Origin of the sequence: Flavobacterium sp. N2550, assembly GCF_025947265.1 — a bacterium.
Classification (GTDB): Bacteria; Bacteroidota; Bacteroidia; order Flavobacteriales; family Flavobacteriaceae; genus Flavobacterium; species Flavobacterium endophyticum.
On record NZ_CP110007.1, the window covers coordinates 771488 to 792157 of the forward strand.

Here is a 20670-nt window from a genome sequence, read left to right on the forward strand (position 1 = left end):
TTAATATTTCTACTAAATTACTAAAAATAAAAAAGGCTAGCGAAAACTAGCCTTTAAAAATTATTTTACTTCTTTTATCAGATACAGATACACTGGAAAGTGATCGCTGAATCCAACCTGACCGTTCGAATTTCTGAGCGGATATCCTTTATATTGTCCGGTTGTCTGTGTCAGGAAAGGTTTGTTGTAAACTCCTGCCTTCCAAAAACGATACGAAGTATAGTCTTTTCTGATGAATGGTTCCGAAAGAATCATCTGGTCGAACAAGTCCCACGCATCACGGTAAGCCAAAGTACCAATTCCTTTATTAGACATTTCTTCCATCGGATTGTACATGCCTCTTTCCTTAGTCTCTTCTTTTTTAGCTTTCGCACCCAATTCAATTTTCACACTCTTATTATAAGGACCATCATTCAAATCGCCCATAGTGATGATTTTTGCATTTGGGTTTATAGAATATAAAGAATCGATTATTTTTCTGTTAAGTCTTCCTGCCGCTTCACGGTTCGGGCTAGACTTTTGCTCGCCTCCAGAACGCGATGGCCAGTGGTTTACGATGAAATGCATTTCTTCGCCATCTAGCAATCCCGTCACTAGCAATTGGTCACGTGTATAGATTCGTTGTGTCTTGTCAGACTGGTCATAGATGATCAGCGGAACGTTTATAGAGCTTGTCGGCTTAAAGTGTTTTTTCTGATAAAGCAACGCAACATCAATTCCTCTTTTGTCAGGCGAATCAAAGTGAACGATTCCGTAATCTTTGTTGATTAAAAGTGGTTGTTTTACCAAATCCTCAAGAACGCCGCGGTTTTCGATTTCAGATCCTCCTATAATTACAGGAGATTCTTTTTGCTGGTCGCTGGTTCCTATTTCATTTAATACCCTGCTCAGGTTTTCAAGTTTCTTTTTATACTTCTCCGCCGTCCATCTTTGAGTGCCCGTTGGTGTATACTCTTCATCATTCACATTCGCATTATTGATCGTGTCAAACAGGTTCTCAAAATTGTAGAATGCAATCGTTTGCACTTTAAATTTCTTATCCTGAGCTTTCGCTACTGTTATTGAAAATAATACAATGAAAAGGGCAATAAATTTTTTAATTCTCATAAATCCAATATTAATTAAATATGAAGTTTAACATAAACTTGGGAGCAAAAGTAAATAATATTAATTAATAATGTAACTTTGCGCCCGTTAAGAAATTGTTTTTCTAACAAAAAGGGATTAATCATTAAATTTATTTATGAAAAAACTTGTATTTAGTATTTTATTTGTACTGCAAGTCGTTTTTGCTTTTGCTCAACAAAGCTCTTTGGTAAAAGGTAAGGTTGTTGATTCAAAAACTCAAAAACCATTGCAAAATGTAGTAGCTACGCTTCGAAACACGACATTGACAGCATTGACAAATTCTGATGGTGTTTTCGTTTTCGAAAATGCACCACACGGCAGCCACATCCTTGAGGTTTCAAGTACTGGCTATTCTCGTCAAATCTTATCTATCGATGTGGCTGATCAGCCTTTAGATTTGGGAGTTGTTGTATTAGAAGAAGACATTACTTCTGAGCAGCAATTAAGCTTGATTACCATTACCGAAAATGACCTTGGTGATGACAACAGTGGTTCTGAGAGTACATCAGGATTGTTGCAGGCAACAAGAGATGCTTTCCAGCAATCAGCGGCATTCAACTGGGGCCAGGCTCGTTTCAGAATCAGAGGTCTTGACAATGAGTACGGAACAACTATGATAAACGGTATCGTAATGAACAAAGTTTATGATGGAAGACCGCAATGGAGCAACTGGGGAGGTCTAAACGACGCTACTAGAAATCAAGAATTTACAATGGGTTCTGCTCCTTCAGATTATACTTTCGGAGGTATCTTAGGAACTCAAGAAATCAATACAAGAGCTTCTTTTTACAGACCAGGTAGTAGAATTTCATTCTCAGGAACCAATACAAACTACAGCTGGAGAATGATGGGAACTCATGCTTCAGGAATGAATAAAGACGGAATTGCTTACGTAATTTCTGCTTCAAGAAGATGGGCGGAAGAAGGCTATTTCGACGGAACTGACTACAGCGCAAACTCTTTATTTGCAAGTATCGAAAAGAGATTTAATGACAACCATAGCTTGAACTTTACAGCAATCTATGCGCAAAACAGCAGAGGTAAAAACTCTCCGAATACGGATGAAACTACAAGAATTGCTGGTGAAAAATACAACTCATACTGGGGATGGCAAAATGGCGAAAAAAGAAACTCTAGAGACAAAGATGTTGAAGAGCCTATCTTTATGCTAAGCCACTACTGGAAAATTACGGACAAGACAAACTTAAACACGAACGTTTCTTACCAATTTGGTGAAATCGGAAACAGCCGTCTTGATTTCCAAAACGTAAACAATCCTGATCCTACGTACTACAGAAATCTTCCTAGCTATTATACTTCTATGTATGATGGTAATACTTTTATCGGGAACACAGAAGCAAACCTTTTGGAAGCTTCTAGAGCTCGATTCTTAACAAACCGCCAAATCAACTGGGATGCAATGTATGCTGCAAACCAAAGAACAGAGGCTGGAAATAGTGTTTACGCGCTTTATGAAGACAGAACAGATGACAAAACTTGGACAGCTAATTCAATCTTGAACACGCAATTGTCTGACAACATCATCCTTAATGCAGGTGCAACCTACAGAAAATTGAAATCGCATAACTTCCAGAATATGCTTGACCTTCTTGGAGGACAGTATTTCAGCGATTATGACAATTTCTACACAGGAGACTTCGCACAGTCTGACTTGAACAATCCAAACAGACAAATTGGTGTAGGTGATACGTATGGTTACAACTATAACTTGCTTGCTGATATTGCTGATGCTTTCACGCAGTTCAAATTCAACTACAGCAAAGTTGATTTCTATTTGGCACAATCATTCTCTCGTTCTCAATACCAAAGAGAAGGTTTATACAGAAACGGATTGTATGCGAACAACTCTTTTGGAAAAAGCGACAAGATTATTTTTGAAAACTTCGGATTCAAAGGAGGTTTCACTTATAAAATGACAGGAAGACAATTATTCGATGTGAATGCAATCTATATGACTAAAGCACCATCATTGAGAAATACATTCCCTAATGCACGTTTGAACAATCTTATCGTTGGCGATATCGACAGTGAAAACATCATGAGTGTTGATGCAAGTTATATCATCAGAGCTCCTAAATTAAAAGCAAGATTGACTGGTTTCTACTCTACAATCAAAAATGCAACTGAAACTTCTTTCTTCTTCGCAGAAGGTGTATTTGAAGGTGACGGATCTGACGCTAACGCATTTGTGGCTGAAACAGTGACAAACATCAACAAGAAAAACATGGGTGTTGAATTGGGTATCGAATACCAAATCATACCAACATTAAAATTCACTGCTACCGGTACGTACGGACAGTATACTTATGACAACAATCCAAACGTAAGTATCAACAATGATGCCCTTGCTGCATTGGTACAAGAAGGTTCTGCAACATCTGTTGGAGCTCCAAACACACAAGTAAACTTTGGTCAAGCTTCATTGAAAAACTATCGTCTACCTGGTATGCCGCAACAAGCTTACTCTGTTGGTCTTGAATATAGAGATCCTCATTTCTGGTGGATTGGTGCTAACGCAAACTACTTGGCAAGCAATTATTTAGATGTATCTGCGTTATTAAGAACTAGCAATTTCTTCGAAAACTCTGCTGATCCATATGGTTTAGACCTTCCTTTCTCTGACATCGATCGTGAGAACGCAAGAAAATTATTGAAACAAGAAAAATTTGATGATTTTTATTTAGTAAATTTAACTGGAGGAAAATCATGGAGAATCGATGGCAAGACTGTAGGATTCTTCGCAAGTATCAACAACGTGTTTGATCAAACTTACAAAACAGGTGGATTTGAACAAGCAAGAAATGCCAACTATCAGGAATTAAACAGAGATGTTTCTAGCGGAACTCCTGCATTTGCTCCAAGGTATTTCTACGGATACGGAAGAACCTATTTTGTGAACCTTTACATCAACTTCTAATCTATGTCTATTATGAAAATAAATAAGCTAACAACACTATTATTCGCATCTCTTTCGATGGGAATACTGTCAAGCTGTGTAAATGATGACGACACTAGCCTTCCTGAATACACTCCATTAATTTTTGGCGAAAACTTTTCAGAAGGTGCAGACAATACATTATTCGAAAAAGAAGGATGGACAAACTTTGCTGAAGCGGGTACTGTTCGTTGGACAAACCAAGTTTTTAGCGGCAATGGCTATGCTGAATTCACTACGTTCCAATCAGGCCAAGCTTCAAATATCGGCTGGTTGATTACTCCAAGCATCAATCTTGATGCTCAGGAAGGCGAAAAGCTAGTATTTCAAGTAGCGCAAGCTTTCGTTGACAATGCTGCCAATACTATCGAAGTATTGATCTCAACCGATTATGACGGAACCAATGTTACTGCTGCAACATGGCAGTCATTAAACGCGACTTTGCCTACAGTTAACTCTGTACGTTATGAGTTTATCAAATCTGGAGTAATTGATTTGTCAAGATATACCGGAACGGCTCATATCGCATTCAAAGTAAAAGGTAATGGTACGACGCTAGACGGTACGTATCAAGTTGATAATATTAGAGTTTATAATTAATTCTATTAAAAGTAAAAAAATGAAATCTACAATATTCAAATCTATATGTATCGCTGTTATCGCTGCTAGTCTATTCTCTGGCTGCGCAAATGATGATAACTATAGCAGTCCGAACCTAGACTGTGTTGATCCAGGATTAACAGCTACAAAAACGGTTCAGCAAATCATTGCTATGGCAACTACGACTCCTAAACTTTACGCAGATGATGATGTTATCGAAGGCTACGTAACTTCTAGTGACGAAAAAGGAACTTTCTTCAAGACGATCTCTTTACAAACGCTTCCTGAAACAGGAGCGCCAGTGGGATTCAGCATCGCTTTAAACGTTTCTTCAACTTATACTGAAGGATTTACTCCAGGAACTAAAGTGTATATCAAACTAAAAGGTTTGTACTATGCTAATGTGTTCAACTCATTGCAAATTGGCGCCTTATACCAAGGTACTGAAATCGGAAGAATCTCTGAGAACGTTTGGAGAGAGTCTATCTTCCCTTCTTGCACAAAAGTGAATGAAAACGATATGGTAAGAACAGTAACACTTGCACAAGCCTATACAAACGCAAACTTGAATACATTGATCGAGATCGATGATGTACGTTTTGCTGATGCTTCTGTGGGAAGAACGTATTATGATATCGATTCAGGAGGTGGCGCAACAAACCACTACCTTACGACAAACGCAGGCGGTATTTCAAACATCATCCGTTTTAGCAGCTTTGCTCCTTTCTCAGGAAACAGAGTGCCTTCTGGAAGCGGAAAAGTAAGAGGTGTTATGACAAAATATAACTCCGATTTCCAATTCATCGTAAGATACGAAAGCGATATCAAATTGAGCGGTACAAGAACTTTCACTTTTGCTGGAAGCCTTAACGAGAACTTCGAAAGCTATGCTGCAAACCAAAGCAACTTCATCAACTACTTTAACGATCCTATCATCGGAACTAAAGTTTGGAGTGTGAAGACTACAGCTTCAAAATATCTTGAAATGACTTCTTTTGGAACACCAAATGAAGACAACAGAACGATGTTCTTTGTGCCAATCGATATGACTGCGGCAAGCACAATGACTTTCAAATACAAAGTTTCTTTCCCAGTAACAGGTCACGCACCACTTAAAGTATACTACACGACAAACTACACTCCTGGACAAGACATCAGGACTGCAGCTATCGTTGATATTACTTCAAGCTTCAACATCGGAACAAGCCAAAGCTTTGTAAGCGCTGGAACATTCAATATTCCTGCTGGAGTAACCGGAAACGGATTCTTCATCTTCGAATATACCGGTTCTGGACTTTCAAACCCAAGATTGACGACTAACTTCGGAATAGACGATATCCTAATCAACTAAGACGAAGCCTGATAATACATCAGATTCCTAATATAAAAACCCCGTTGAAATTATTCAACGGGGTTTTTATTTATACTACTATTTCGTTTCTTTAAAACAATTTACATCAAGCGAGATTTTCTTTATAACTATTCTTCTCTTAGAACAGCAACGGCTTACATCATAAATCATACTTCCTAAATGTAGACGATATACGCTATTTCTTCTTCATTACTAACTTATCTTATCAATCCATTAACACTATTCAGTTAATCTCAATTTTCAAATTAGCAGAAGGCCATTTTCTAGCCTATAAAAACAGAAAAGGCAAGCGCACAGACAAATTACCAACCTTGACACAAAACAGCCTTAAACACCCTAAAAAAGGCCTAATTTATAGCAATTAGCATCGCTGTTTATAATTGCATTCACAATCCAGAAGTTATAAAACGACAACCTAAGGATTTACTTTCCTATCGAAGACATATAATAACGCATACAGGCCAGTCATTCATGGCATAAAAAAAGGGATGCCGATTGGCATCCCTTAAATTATATAACATTAGAAATTATCTCTTGATGATCAAGAATTCACTTCTTCTGTTTTGAGCATGTTGCTCTTCAGTACAGTTTTCTTTGCAGTCCACTTTTGGCTCGCTTTCGCCATAACCTTTACCAGAGATTCTTGACTTGTCAATGCCTTTAGAAATAACATACTGTACAGTCGATTTTGCTCTTCTGTCAGACAAGTTCATGTTGTACTCGTCGCTACCTCTGTTATCCGTATGACTTTTTACCATGATTACTAGCTGGTCGTTATTTTTCATTACTTGAACAAGTTTGTCTAGCTCAAATGCACCTTCTTGCGTAATGTTGCTCTTGTTGAATTCGAAGAAAATCTCTTTCAAGACAATTTCTGTCGGAGTCACAATCACGTCGATAGGCTGTAAGTCAGCATTGATGTTTACAGTACCGCCATTTGTTTTCGCAACTGGGAATACATTGCTTTCGTAGCCGTCTTTTGCAACTTGAAGCGTATACGCTCTGTTACAATCAACACTATATACTACTTGGCCATCAGCTGCTGTAGTTCTAGTTTCGATTACGTTTTTCTTATCATCAAGAATAGCCACTCTTGCATCAGACAAGATAGCGCCTGTTTTAGCATCTCTAACTAAAGTAACTACTTCTACACCGCAAACTGGCGTCGCTTGGTAGATATTGTCATTTCCAGTTCTGTTGCTTGAAAAGAAACCGATGTTCTTAGTCGTATTAAAAGAAAATGCGAAATCGTCTTTAGCCGTATTAACTGGCGCTCCAACGTTTACAGCATCTGTCTTTTTATTAAAGTCGATTACAAAAATATCCAACGCTCCAAAACCTTTTCTTCCGTCAGAAGCAAAGTACAATTTGTTGTCGTCTGTAATAAAAGGGAAGCTTTCGTTTCCTTCAGTATTTACTTTAGTTCCCAAATTTTCTGGAGTTCCAAAGCTACCGTCAGCGTTTACAGCCACTTTCCAGATATCGTTACCGCCAATAGAACCTTGCATGTTCGATGAGAAGTAAAGTGTCTTGCCGTCTTTGCTGATGCTCGGGTTACTTGTAGAATACTCTTTGCTGGTAAATGGCAATGCTTTCACATTCGTCCATTTATCCCCTTCTTTAGTTGCTTTGAACAAATAAACCTGACCGAATTTCAGTTTTTTAGATTTGTCTTTTTCAAACTGACCTTCTTTAAAACTTTCGCTGGCAAAATACATCGTATTGCCATCAGCAGAAATCGTAGCAGGTCCGTCGTGGAATTTCGTATTGATTTCCGAAACAGTTACCGGCTCGCTGAACGTTCCGTTAGCATTGTACGTTGATTTGTAAAGGTCCAAAAATGGCTCTTCATTCCATCCGTATGTCTTTCTAGATTTGTTTCTTGCGCTGGCAAAATAAAGCGTGTTGTCGTTTGTCAATACAGCTCCAAAATCAGACTGGTCGCTGTTGATGTCTAATGATTTTTCATCAAAAAGCTTTGTCTGGCTTTTTAGCTTCGGAAGATAGTTAGGGTCTTGCTTGAACGTCACGGCTCTTTGGTCGTTTGGCGCTAAACCAGCAAATTTTTGCATTTGTGCATTCGACTCTTCATATTTTCCTTCCGCCTTTAGCATTTGAGCATAACGGTAGTACGTTTCAGCATCTTGCTTTTCTTGCGTTGCTTTCGCGTACCATTTGATAGCTTCTTTTGTATTAAAGACATTATAATAACTGTCAGCCAATTGCTTATACACATAGCTGTCAGCCTTTCCTTTGTCTACAAGCTTTAGGTATTCAGCAGAGGCATCTACGTATTCGAATCGGTTAAACAGTTTGTCGGCCTTCTCGGTATCCTTATTTTGTGCTGATAGTGTCATACTAGCGATCACAAAACTTAATGTAATATATAAATTCTTCATTGTCTAGGTCGCTTTTAGGTTAGAAATATCTTGGTGAACGTGATACCTTTTTAGGGAAATTCAAGTCAAATAACAGGATTACCTCGTGAGAAGCCGGAGTCGTTACTTTCAAGTCAGAAATAATTCTGTCATAAGCATACCCGATTCTCAAGCTTGGAGTAATAGCATAGTTTACCATACCTCCAAAAGAGTCATCCAATCTATAAGTCGCTCCAATCTCAAACTTCTCATTGAATAAGAAGTTAGTCGAAACGTCAAAAGATACAGGAGCATCAAACGCTGATTTAATCATCGTAAAAGGCTTGAACTTGATGTTATCTGTCAATTGGAACACATAACCACCCGTCAAGAAATAATGCTGCGTTTCTTCACCATAGTGTCTTTCCTGCCCATCTCTCCTAACGCTCAAATGTTTTGATTTAAGCATGTTCGGAACCGATAAAGCGATATAATAATTATTGGTATAATAGAAAAAACCTGTTCCTATATTAAAATAGGTATTGTTGCTGTCTTCAGAGAATGCCTCATCATCTGGATCAGGCAGCGAGCCGTTAATATCCGAAAACAATCCTATTTTTTGGAAAGTAGCACCTGCCTTGATCCCTAGGGCAAGGCGATGTTCTCCTCCAAGATTTAATGTATACGAGAAATCTCCATAAACGTTTTGTTCTTTTACAGGTCCGATTTCGTCAGAAATTACAGAAAGTCCCAAACCTACATTCTTTCCGGCAGGACTATGTCCTGAAAAAGTTAAGGTTCTTGGAGCATCCTCGATTCCTTCCCATTGTTGCCTGTATAATACTCCAAAAGACAGGTTTTCTTTTGAACCCGCATAAGCTGGATTGATCACGTTCATATTATACATATACTGCGTATAATGCGGATCCTGCTGCGCTTCAACATCAACAAGAGCCGATAGTGCTATCAGTGCGGTGAAAAATATTTTCTTCATTGGTTTGCTTTTTTTTATATCATTAAAACACTGCCGGCCTTAACAGCAGGCAGTGTTTTTAATATATCTATTTAGTTTCTTTCTCTATTGATTTGAATCCATCCTGTTTTAGAAGATACACCGCTTCTTTCTATTACATAATAGTAAGTTCCATCAGGCAGTTCTTTTCCTCCGCTAGACTGTCCTCTCCATTGGTTCGTATAGTTTGTAAAGCTATATACTTCGGTACCGTAGCGGTTAAAGATAGTTAATTTCTTCACATTGAAACCGGTAAGGTCAAAAGTTTCGTTATTACCATCATTATTTGGCGAAATACCTTTTTGGATATCACAGAATGTGCTTGAAACCTCAACTGGTTTAACACTTTCACAACCAGTAGCCGTAATAATGGTTACTGTAAAGTTCAACGGATATTGAACCTCTCCAGAAAGTGTAGCAACATATTGCGATACATTGAAAGTACTGCTGTTGGTACCTACTTGTTCATTCTGAGCGTTTCTCCACACATAGGTGTAGCTTGGGTCAGAAGGCGAAGCAATTAGAACATACTCATTATTTTGACATTCATTAGCGAAAGTAATGTCAAGCTGATTCTCAATAGTTACAGTAAATGAAGACTCTGATCTATTTCTACATGTAGCCGGATCTGCTGTAATTAGATAAGTAACTACATACGTACCTGGAGCACTTGTGCCAGCTATGATTTCACCCGTATTCGGGTTCAAGCTTAAGCCTGTGCTTGGGTTGGCCGTAAACTGTCCACCTGGAGTAAATCCGCCAGTTGGTATAGATCCTTGAGTTCCTGAAGAACAGAAACTATCATCGCTATAAGCAAAATCCGTTACCGGGTTGATTGCCGTAGTAATCGTAATTGTAGTATCAAAACTTCCTGCATCTCTACAAAGTCCATTATCTTGAGGTACTGAATACGTGATCGTATACGTTCCTATTTGAGAGTTTGCTAAGTTGATTTCTCCTGTAGTCAAGTTCACAGACACATTCGGATCAGTCGAAGTATATTGTCCTCCTGTCACGAAACCTGCTCCTGGAACTGGCATTGGGTTAACTGTTGCATTTTTACAAACTGGTGTTGCATAACTGAAGGCTACCGCTGGCTGCGTAAGTGCATTGATAACGATAGTCGCATCAGTGTTTCCTCCTAGACCACATCCTGAAGCAGCTACAGTATATTTAATAGTATACGTTCCTGGCTGAGAAGTAGCAAGATCAATTTCTCCTGTTGTAGGGTCAAATACTACACCTGTACCAGCTACTAAACTATAAGTACCGCCAGTTACGAATCCTGAAACAGGAATCGGCATTGGGTTCGTACCGCTGATACAAACTGGAGTCGTATACGTAAATCCTGTCGTAGCCGTTCCAGAAGGATTGATACGGATATCAAAGAAACTTTGAGAGTACGCTCTACAAAGAGCCTCATCTTCTTCTATCGTATAGAATACTCTATACAATCCTGCTGTACTTGTCGTAAAGTCGATAGCACCAGTAGTAGCATCTAGGCCAAGACCTGTAGATGGGGTAGCCGTAAATGTACCTCCTGCTGTATATCCAACACCTGGAATGACAGCAATTGGGCTAGGATCTGTGATACAGTATTCATCTTGTGGATACGTGAAGGCCGTACCAGGCGTAACTCCGCCAGTAACCGTAAACGTAAACGCACCTGTTTTGTCATCCGTACAATTTGTAATCGCAGGAGTAACCGTATAAGTAACAACATAGTCACCCGCAGCTGCGCCATCAAGAGTAACTTCTCCTGTAGTGGCATCAATTGGCAATGCTGGAGAAATAGTATACGCTCCTCCTACTGTAAATGCAAGAGCATCTGTCAATTCTGGAGTAATCGTTCCTGTTGGACACACTGGCGTTTCATATGTAAAGTCAGTATCAATTTCATTCACTTGTAATACAAATTCTACCGTCTCTTCACAACCATTGCTCACTTTTACGCTATACGTACCTTCCTGTGTATTGGCTGGAGTAATATTGAAAGTACTTCCAGTTTGGTCAGAAACCGTTCCGTCAGGCAATGTCCACGTATACGTTCCATCTGCCAAGTTAAAGTTTGTCGGTACTACAGTAGCTGTAGTCGAATCTCCTTCACAGATAATCATATCGCCATCTACCGTATACGCTGGCAGTGGGTTGTTTGGTTTGATATTGAAATCTGTAATGATATGACATCCTGTTGAAGGCTTGTCAATTCTTACATACACTGGAACATCAACAGTAGTAGTAACAGAAGTAACAGCACCTGTTGTTCCGTCTTCTGCCTCTGGAAGAGTCAGATAGTACGTAATCACATAGTCATCTGGATTTTCAAGACCGTCAAGAATCACATCAGTGTTAACAGTTACGTCAAACTGTGTTGTAGTTCCTGTACACGCTTTTAGATCTTCTGGCTCGTTTTCTGGGAATACGTCTTTAATAAGTTTTACCTCAGCTTTTCTTTCAACGCTGGTACCGTCACATTTGTCATACAACGCTACAGCTTGCATTAAAGAAACATCTTCGATACAAACATTGATATCTAGATCGTTGCTATAGAATTCTCCGTCTTTAAGCCATTTGAATACCACATTAGACAAATCTCCGTCTGGAATAAATCTCCAAGCTTCATTCTCAGCGGTCCAGTTTCCTGTATTTCTTCCTGGAGGAACAGCAAACTCAGTATTCGTATCTCCTTGAATACCTATGACCCCAAGACCACCTTGCCAGCCCGGACAAGGAGTTCTCTTTTCTACATAAACATCAATCATGTTGCTTCCTTCATACAATACGATTTGGCTTGTTTGTAATAAGTTCGTACATGCTGTAGAATAAGAAGCCATTTTATAAATGTTCAATACGAATGCTCTACAAGGTGCTGTACCTAAAACGGTATAGTTGATAGAAGCATCAGCAGGAGAACGCTCTGGCCAAAGATCTTGCAATACGCCCGAAATAGAATTTCTATAAGGCAACGTAGTAGTATTTGCCATCGCCGGAATTAACGGAATAGTACTAGCTGGGAACAATTGGTACCCTGCATTAGGAGATCCTGGCTCATACATCCCTCCGTTTCCTGTAGGTCCAGAAATACTGAAGGTAATCGCACCGTTATCCGTAACTAATAATTTGCTATAAGCATCTCCAAAGAAACAGAAGTTAAACGGTCTGCTTTGTCCAGTAGAATCACTTAGCAATGTCAAGTCAACAAGCGGCGACCAGTCGTCATCGACAGTAATAGGAAGCACGATACTTCCAGGAGCTCCTACCAATGGGAATGGCGGTGCATAATCGATACGCTCTACACGGTATCTTGTAGTAGCCTGTGTTTGGAAATAGGTTGCCGATAGATCGATACATAAATCATCTGGACAAAGAATTTTTTCTTCCCCCAAAGACATTGTAATACCTTCGATATCCACACCAATACAGCCCGGTGAGTTATAAAGCGTAAATTCATAAGGTCCTGACCAGTAGCTCACGTTATCTGGTCCACAGATGGCTCTTACATAATATTCTTGAGGTACTGTAGGTGGTATTCCAGTAAGGTTAGCATTCGGCACAGTCACACGAGTTCCTGGTATTGATCCTGGGTAAGGACCGCCTGCTGCCTGGTGAACATACTCCCATGCTGTTTCCGTGCCTCCTGGTGTCCAGCTGATGTTAGCCGAACTAGCCGAAGTTTGCTCTACCGTCAAGTTAGTCGGATAAGGACATGTAATCGCAGAACAGAAAGGCATACCTCTGTACAATCTACTATTTGGTCTTCCAGTTCCTGGAGGTTTGGTATAGATTTGCTCGTTATAGAAGTTAGTAATCGTTAATCCTACTTGGCCTAAGTTAGCCGTACCAGCTGTACTAGGGTTCCAGAGCACTTCAAATTGAACGCCAGGACAGAAATTCACAACCTGGTCTACAAAAGTGACTCCAGCTGGAGGTCCTGTCAAGGTAGCAACCAACAATCCGTTTTGCATAACGCTCATCGTAACATCAGCGCCCCATCCGTTAGATGCCGTATCGGTCAACCTAAAAGTATAAGCACACAGATCCGCTGTTTCGCAAAGTAAGGTTCTAAATACGATAGGTCCAACCCATTGGCTTACGTTCGGATCAGCGCATACTGCTCTTACATAGTACTCATATTGGTTACCTGGCTGTAAAGGCGCTCCAGTAACAGTATTCGTATTGGCAAGGAAGTTGATGTTATTTGTAGTAACAGCACCTGCAAAAGTAGCAGATGGAACTCCTGTTCCTACCGGCTGTACCGCAACCTGCCATTGTGTTTCTTGGTATCCTGGTGTCCAGAATAATTGTGCAGATGTCGAAGTGATGCTTCCCGCTACTATACCTAGATCCATTGGATCCGGACAAGCTGGGATTGGCTCAATTACAACATCGTCAATAAAGATCTTAGTTTGGCTGTTTGCTCCTTGTGGAATATGGAAAGCAATGTTTACCAAAGTTCCCGGAGGACCGCCTTCTCCAACTAAGTTAATAATGCGTTCTCTGTATTCTGTATTGGTCAATGTGCCTCTCCATAAAGGAGTTGTTGTGTTAAAGTTGGCTGGAGCAATAGAACCTCCATTTGAAAGGACAACTTCAAGCGTATTGGCTGCTGTAGCACTCGCTACTTTATATTTATAACGTATTCTATAGCCTGTTCTCAAATCTAATACTGGCGAAATCAACCAGTCATCATTGTTTGTTCCAGCATTTGGCGTGAACGTAGCTACTTCGTTACCTTCAAAAGGAGTCGCAGTATCGTTCATGTTCCAAGTATTCGTACCGCTAACACTCAATGTAGACCAGCAAAGCTGTCTTGGTGAAGTGCTGTTGAATCCTTCAGAATAAGGAACCGCTAACGGATCACACGCTGTATTGAACAAGAATGGACCCACCCAACGGCTAACGTCAGTACCAGAACAAACCGCTCTTACATAAAACTCATATTGAGTTGCTGCTTGCAATGCAGTACCTACTGCACCTGGAACTCCTGTTCCATATGCTCCACCATTCGCTATTGTTACAGCAGCAGGATCATTATAAGTAGGAACGTCACCACCTGGTGCCTGAACCACTACCTGCCAAGAAGAAGCTGCCCCTAGAGCTGGCTGTGTCCAGCCTAAAACAGCACTAGTTGTTCTTATGTCAGAAGCATTTAAGTTAGTCGGGATACCGCAAGATACCGCCGTTCTAAACGAAAACGGACCTACCCACAAACTCGCCCTATTAGGACCACAGACTGTTCTGATATAGAATACATAAGGAGTATCCGAAATCAATCCAGTTCTTGGATTAGGACGTGTGCTGGTAACGTTGGCTAAATTGATAGGATCTGTATTCAATGGAACTACTGCCGATTCTTGTGGCGACAGATAGATTTCCCAGTCCGTAGTTGGTCCAGATGGAAGCGATGCCGGAGTCCAAGTTAAAGTCGCGCCATTGGCAGTAATTCCTGTAGCGCCCAAGTTAATCGGAACTGGACATTTTGGGAATTCACAATCGACCATTTCCGTATGTAACGGTGCAGTGCCAGGGGCTCCTGTACCGGCTGTTTTTTGATACAATAATTGTCCGAATGAATTTTGGACAACAACTCCTACGGTTGCAGGAGCAGTTCCGCCCGTTACCCATACCAATTCGAATGGGATACCATGACATAAAGGAACCGGTACTACTAAAGAAGTACCTGATGTAAATTGCGGCCCAAGGACTTTTACCGTGATACCGTTTTGTCTCACATGCATCACTGCTCCCTGCCATCCGTTGGTTCCGGTCAGCCTGAAGTTATGGTTACATGGACTCGACGTAGTCGGATCCGGATTACATATAGGAGTAAAGAACTCAAACGGACCTGCCCAAGGGCTATAGGTCGAACCACCTGCTACACACAAAGCTCGTACCCAGTATTGGTAAGATGTTGAACCTGTTAGAGCAGTTCCATCAGCCATTTGAGTAAAAACATGTCCTGTATTAGTAGTCACTGTTTGTGAAGGCGATCCTACAGCAGGAATAGCAGATCCTGCTGGCTGAATAGCCACTTGCCACTCCGTATAGCCAGGAACATTGCCCCACGATAGAGTTGCTTGAGTCTGTGTAATATTTGATGCTGCTAAGGCAGTAGGTTCATCACAAGTAATGTATTGTAATTCTAGGTAATAGCCTATCGTTTGGTTGGCGCTTGTAGAAGAAACAACCACAATATAGGTCTGTCCTGCAGTTACAGAAAGAAGCGTAACAATTCTAGTCGTACTGTTAGTATTTGCTGCACCCGCAACGCAGCTTACTCCTACGTTCGCACAGCTGCTGTATACAAATACACCAGAGTTAGGTGCTGTAGGGGTCATCTCTACACGGATATCGCCACTAGTCGGAGCAACAAAAGAATAAAATACTTCGTTACCCGTCATATAGTTGGTTCCGGCAGGAACCGCACCGCAGCCAGTTCCCTGTGCTACGTCTGTTCTGTCGTTAGAATTCGTAGTGTTGTTTGTAGTAGAATACGGTATGCCCGGCATCACGATAGGATCCGCGCACGTTTCTCCTAAAGAAGCCGTCGTAAAAAAGTAAGGCGTTGTCCAGTCACTCTTATTGGTTGGCGAACAGACTGCTCTTACATAATATTTATAGTTGGTATCTGGATTTAATGTAAAATCTGGAGATGTATTATAAGGAGGAGGCATTGGTCCATTAACAGTATGAATCAGACCTGCAGCAATCCCTTGCTCTAGAGTCATCGTTTCAGGAACGATAACAATTTCCCATTGTGTTGCGCCGCCAGTTGGAGTAGTCCAAGTCAGCAAGGCATTTGTCATGTTGATTGTAGGAGCCTGTAGGTTCGTAGGTGTATCACATTTTCTAGAAACGCGAACATCATCTATATACCAACGGTCTCCCCCAATTCCTGGGGTTGTCTGTGCATGCACACGCACAAAAGCGATACGCACTGCCTCTCCGGCATTATAACCTAGTGCTTTCAAGTTCACCGTTTTTTCATCCCAACGCGGTGTGGTTCCGTTCTCTTCATAAATCCCAGTAGGATTCAACTCGAGCTCGGTCCAGTCTTCAGCAAGCGTATAACTGCTTACATCATTAGGATTTGGATTGGCTACATTCCTTGAAACCCGGATTTCATAGATGGTCCCTTGGTTGTCGTTCAGGAACGCCCTGGTTAAAAATTGCAATTGGGCATTTTCTGGAAGGGTTATGGGTGGCGTTACAAGCCAATCTCTCGACGTGTTCCCTTGTCCTGCCTGATAATTTTGGATAAAGGCAGAATTAGGAGCCGAAGCCGAAAAGTTGGGCTGTGTATTGACAAGCCATCTCCTCGGCGTTCCCTGCGCATTGTTAAAGTCGGTCCAACCCGAAGGGAGCGCACTAGTCGTACCTCCATCAAAGTTCTCTGTCAAACCTTGCCCAAAGGTGACGAGAGACATGAAAAAGGTAAGAAGTAATAAGGTAATTTTTTTCATAAAATGAAAAGTTTAGGTTGTTTAATATATTTTGATAAAAATTTAAGAACTTCAAATTTAACTATTTTTAAGAATATCATAACAAAAAAATGACATTTAACTAAATTGTTTTGTGATAAACCGTAATTTTTGGGCTTCTCGCCTCTTTTATTCGCATCATTTCTTCTTATTTTCAGGTTTTTTTTGCTGTTTTCTCGCTACCCATCGCCCAAAAACAGGTGCTTTTATCAAAAAATACATTTTTTAACATTTTTTATGAAAGATGTGACAATAAATCGTAATTTGCCCTAAAATTCCTGCAATCCATTGGCATAAAACAGGTTATAGGGCACTCCAATTGGCCTTTTGGCAATCAAAATGGGATTTTTAGGGGTCAGATACGGCTAGACGTAAAACAGGAAATAATAAGGCAAGCCTTAGAAAAAAGCAAAAAGTATCAATAAGAACTTGAGGGAAATACATAATACCATTTAGAATACCTTATATATTACAAAGGAACAGTTTACATTTTTTATTAACCATTTAAAACAATTTAGACTTTATGAAAAAAACAGTACTTTTTTTACTTTTAGCTTTATGCTGGAGTAAGGTGGACGCACAATGTTGGAAATCAATTTCAACAGGAAGTCAACATACTATTGCACTGAAAGGGGATGGAACATTATGGGGATGGGGCTCAAATGACGCTTATCGGTTAGGCGGCGCTACATCTAACCTAACAAGTAATATTCCTGTTCAAATTGGCACTAATACAGATTGGAGCTTTATATGTGCAGCAAGGCAACATTCTTACGCTATAAAAACAGATGGAACATTATGGGCCTGGGGAGCACGTCCTGGGTACGATCAGCCAACTCTACAAGTTCCAACACAATTAGGGAATTCTAACAATTGGAAAACCATCAGTGCTAAAAGTCATCAGTTAGCAATAAAGATAGATGGAACTCTATGGAGCTGGGATTCAGTAGGAGGAAACGAATATGGTCAATTAGGATATGGGACAACAAATGCTAGCAACATCCCAATTCAAATAGGAACCGAAACCAATTGGGCTTCTGTTTCAGTAGGGACATTATATTCTTTGGCACTTAAAACTGATGGAACATTATGGGCTTGGGGTCAAGACAGTTACGGAGCATTGGGCAATCTTCCTGCAAGTGCAGGCACGTATTATAGTCCTGTTAAGGTTGGCACAGACTCTGACTGGATAGCTATTTCCGCTGGTTATAGACATTCACATGCTATTAAATCTGATGGATCACTTTGGTCTTGGGGCATTAATGATAATGGCCAACTAGGAGACGGGACGTTAATCAATAGAAGTACTCCCGTAAGAATTGGAACAGATAACGATTGGAAATTGGTTATTGGTAGTGGTCAATCAACTTTTGCTATTAAAAATAATGGCCTGCTCTATGCGTGGGGAGATAATACATATGGCACTTTAGGAGATGGAACCAACGTAGACAGAACCACACCCGTTCAAATTAATCCAGGAACCACTTGGAAAAATATTTCCAGCGAATTTTATTTTTCTGTTGGGCTTAAACAAGATAACACACTTGTAGCAACTGGAAGAAATACTCCATGGCCTCATTTAGGCAATGGCACTTCTACTGATTCTAATATATTTGTCTCGGTTACTACTAGTTGTCCTCCGATAGTACCTATAATTGCCAACGACGATATCGGAACAGCTTTAAGCGGACTTTCAAGCACACCTATTGCCAATGTACTCACTAATGACACCTTTAACGGCGGTCCAGCCAATTTATCAAATGTTACACTGTCTTTTGTGAGTGCGACACATAGTGGCATTACGTTAAACACGGCAACAGGCGCTGTCAATGTTGCTCCAACTGTACCTATAGGAAATTACTCTTTAGTCTATCAAATCTGTGAAACAGCAAGCATTTCTAACTGCGACACGGCTACAGTTTCCATAACCGTAAACCCGCAGACCATTGATGCTGTAAACAATAATTTTGTAGGAACGCCTATAAACTACTTGACAGGAGACACAACACCATCAGTACTCTCTAACGATACGGTCAATGGCACTGCCACCAATCCTGCGGATGTGATCATAACACTTACTAATAATGGCGGTATTGCAGGAGCCTCGATAAATCCAGATGGTACGATTTGGATTCCGGCAGCTACACTCATTAATACCTATACCCTGCAGTACAGTATCTGCTTGGTATCAAGCCCGTCCATTTGCGACACTGCTACGGTAACCGTCTCGGTAGCCGACCCTGTGATTACGACGCCAGAAATTGTTTTTGCCATCCGTGCGAACAAGACAGTAGATCAGTCAGAACTCCAGAGTACTGGAAAAATTATCATCGGCGGGATATTTAACAAATACAACAACGTCAGTGCCAAACACCTGATGCGATTGAATACCGACCTTACGCAGGATACTTCTTTTCCTGCTTTAGGAACCTTACCCGATCCGCCATATGACTTTAAAGTGCTCTCCAACGATAAAATTATTGTGGTTGGAACCTTTACTTCTGTCAACGGAACCTCAACAGGAAAAGGTATCGCTAGGCTAAATGCCGACGGAACCGTCGATTCCAGTTTTAATGTAGGCGGTGTCGGTATCGGAGTTAATGACAGAGTGTTGGCCTGTGCCATACAAAGTGATGGAAAGATTCTATTGGGTGGTGGCTTTATCCGTTCTTATAATGGCGTGCCGGTGCGAAACATGATTCGTCTTAATGTCGATGGCTCTCTGGATACGTCTTTTGTATACCCTTATACCTATGAACTAGGTAATTTTGGATCCATACATACCATAAATGTAACTACTGACGACAAGCTAATTGTTTCCGGAAATTATAGCACGGAGCCGGGAGGACAGGTCAATCTTTTCCAGCTTAATACAGACGGATCGCTTGATGAAAATTTTGTCAAGGCAACAGTGGGGCAACAGTATTATAGAGATACGAATTACTGCTCATCTTGTATTGCACCAATACAGAACGTAGTATTACAGTCTGATGGTAAGATTCTCGTCGTGGGAGCCTTTAACTCCTATTTAAAATACGTAAGAAAAAACATGGCCAGATTGCAAAGCAATGGAGCCATGGATCTTCAGTTTGCCCCTCCACTCGCAAACAGAGTTATCAATGATGTGGTGATAGAACCAGACGGTAAGTTCATTATCGCCGGCGAATTTACAACATTGCAGGGCTTTACCCATGCCAAATTAGCACGATTAAATGCTAATGGAACGCGCGATGCTTCTTTCAGTTCGGGCAGCGGTCCGACACACACTTCTATTCCAGCACCTATGCCGAGTGTCATGGACCTAAACCGCCAAGTCGACGGAAAAGTAATCGTTTCAGGAATCTTTAGCCATTACAACGGTATCTCTGCCACCAACATCACTAGGATAACCCCTGAAATTCCGGGTGGACAAGCCAGAGGTACACTACAGTTATGGAATACCGAACCAGAAATTGAAAACAGCCTGGTGTTAGCAGACGGAATCCGCATCTACCCAAACCCAAGCAGCGGTATCTTTACGATCGACCTGACCGAATCCAAAGGCCAGTTCACAACAATTGCCGTATACAATGCATTAGGCCAGGCCGTATATCAAAAAAATACCCTACCCGAAACCGTAAATGAGATCGACCTATCTGCACTGCCGAGCGGTTATTATTATGCGAAAATGGCAGGCAGCAGCGGCAGCGTACAGAAAGTACTGTTAAAAAAATAATGCCAATGCCTGACGTATATTTAGGCAAACTGTTTTTATCTTTGCACTT

General features: G+C 40.7%; 8 protein-coding genes. 4 read left to right on the forward strand and 4 right to left on the reverse strand.

Features of this window, described 5'->3' with window-relative positions; genetic code table 11:
* Nucleotides 1-60: 60 nt before the first annotated feature.
* Nucleotides 61-1107, reverse strand: coding sequence for an endonuclease/exonuclease/phosphatase family protein (locus OLM56_RS03365; RefSeq protein ID WP_182493069.1), 1047 nt, complete (start codon nt 1105-1107; stop codon nt 61-63).
* A gap of 136 nt (nt 1108-1243) precedes the next feature.
* Here OLM56_RS03365 and OLM56_RS03370 point away from each other — a divergent pair, with 136 nt between their 5' ends.
* From OLM56_RS03370 to OLM56_RS03380, 3 genes are read left to right on the forward strand one after another with little or no spacing between them, the layout of a single operon-like run.
* Nucleotides 1244-4066 (forward strand): carboxypeptidase-like regulatory domain-containing protein, encoded by a 2823-nt coding sequence (locus OLM56_RS03370; protein ID WP_182493070.1) that lies wholly within the window; start codon nt 1244-1246, stop codon nt 4064-4066.
* Nucleotides 4067-4078: 12 nt separating this feature from the next.
* On the forward strand, nt 4079-4684 hold the full coding sequence (locus tag OLM56_RS03375; RefSeq protein WP_264528325.1) for a DUF5017 domain-containing protein: 606 nt from the start codon (nt 4079-4081) through the stop codon (nt 4682-4684).
* Between the two features lie 19 nt (nt 4685-4703).
* The gene (locus OLM56_RS03380; protein WP_264528326.1) at nt 4704-6035 is read left to right on the forward strand and encodes a DUF5689 domain-containing protein; all 1332 of its coding nucleotides are present in this window, start codon (nt 4704-4706) and stop codon (nt 6033-6035) included.
* 548 nt (nt 6036-6583) lie between these two features.
* Here OLM56_RS03380 and OLM56_RS03385 read toward each other — a convergent pair.
* The 3 genes from OLM56_RS03385 to OLM56_RS03395 all read right to left on the reverse strand — a co-directional run bounded on the left by OLM56_RS03385 (nt 6584) and on the right by OLM56_RS03395 (nt 16888).
* On the reverse strand, nt 6584-8455 hold the full coding sequence (locus OLM56_RS03385; RefSeq protein WP_264528327.1) for an OmpA family protein: 1872 nt from the start codon (nt 8453-8455) through the stop codon (nt 6584-6586).
* A gap of 19 nt (nt 8456-8474) precedes the next feature.
* Entirely contained in the window at nt 8475-9407 is a 933-nt protein-coding gene (locus OLM56_RS03390; protein ID WP_121375640.1) for a type IX secretion system membrane protein PorP/SprF, read from the reverse strand.
* Between the two features lie 71 nt (nt 9408-9478).
* Nucleotides 9479-16888, reverse strand: a complete 7410-nt coding sequence (locus OLM56_RS03395) for a choice-of-anchor J domain-containing protein (RefSeq protein WP_264528328.1) — start codon at nt 16886-16888, stop codon at nt 9479-9481.
* Between the two features lie 541 nt (nt 16889-17429).
* Here OLM56_RS03395 and OLM56_RS03400 point away from each other — a divergent pair.
* Nucleotides 17430-20621, forward strand: a complete 3192-nt coding sequence (locus tag OLM56_RS03400; protein WP_264528329.1) for a T9SS type A sorting domain-containing protein — start codon at nt 17430-17432, stop codon at nt 20619-20621.
* The last annotated feature ends 49 nt before the right edge of the window (nt 20622-20670 follow it).

Excerpts from the sequence above, each read along its gene's own strand:
- OLM56_RS03365 (WP_182493069.1), bottom strand. The coding sequence starts at position 1,107 with ATGAGAATTAAAAAATTTATTGCCCTTTTCATTGTATTATTTTCAATA.
- OLM56_RS03370 (WP_182493070.1), top strand. The coding sequence starts at position 1,244 with ATGAAAAAACTTGTATTTAGTATTTTATTTGTACTGCAAGTCGTTTTT.
- OLM56_RS03375 (WP_264528325.1), top strand. The coding sequence starts at position 4,079 with ATGAAAATAAATAAGCTAACAACACTATTATTCGCATCTCTTTCGATG.
- OLM56_RS03380 (WP_264528326.1), top strand. The coding sequence starts at position 4,704 with ATGAAATCTACAATATTCAAATCTATATGTATCGCTGTTATCGCTGCT.
- OLM56_RS03385 (WP_264528327.1), bottom strand. The coding sequence starts at position 8,455 with ATGAAGAATTTATATATTACATTAAGTTTTGTGATCGCTAGTATGACA.
- OLM56_RS03390 (WP_121375640.1), bottom strand. The coding sequence starts at position 9,407 with ATGAAGAAAATATTTTTCACCGCACTGATAGCACTATCGGCTCTTGTT.
- OLM56_RS03395 (WP_264528328.1), bottom strand. The coding sequence starts at position 16,888 with ATGAAAAAAATTACCTTATTACTTCTTACCTTTTTCATGTCTCTCGTC.
- OLM56_RS03400 (WP_264528329.1), top strand. The coding sequence starts at position 17,430 with ATGAAAAAAACAGTACTTTTTTTACTTTTAGCTTTATGCTGGAGTAAG.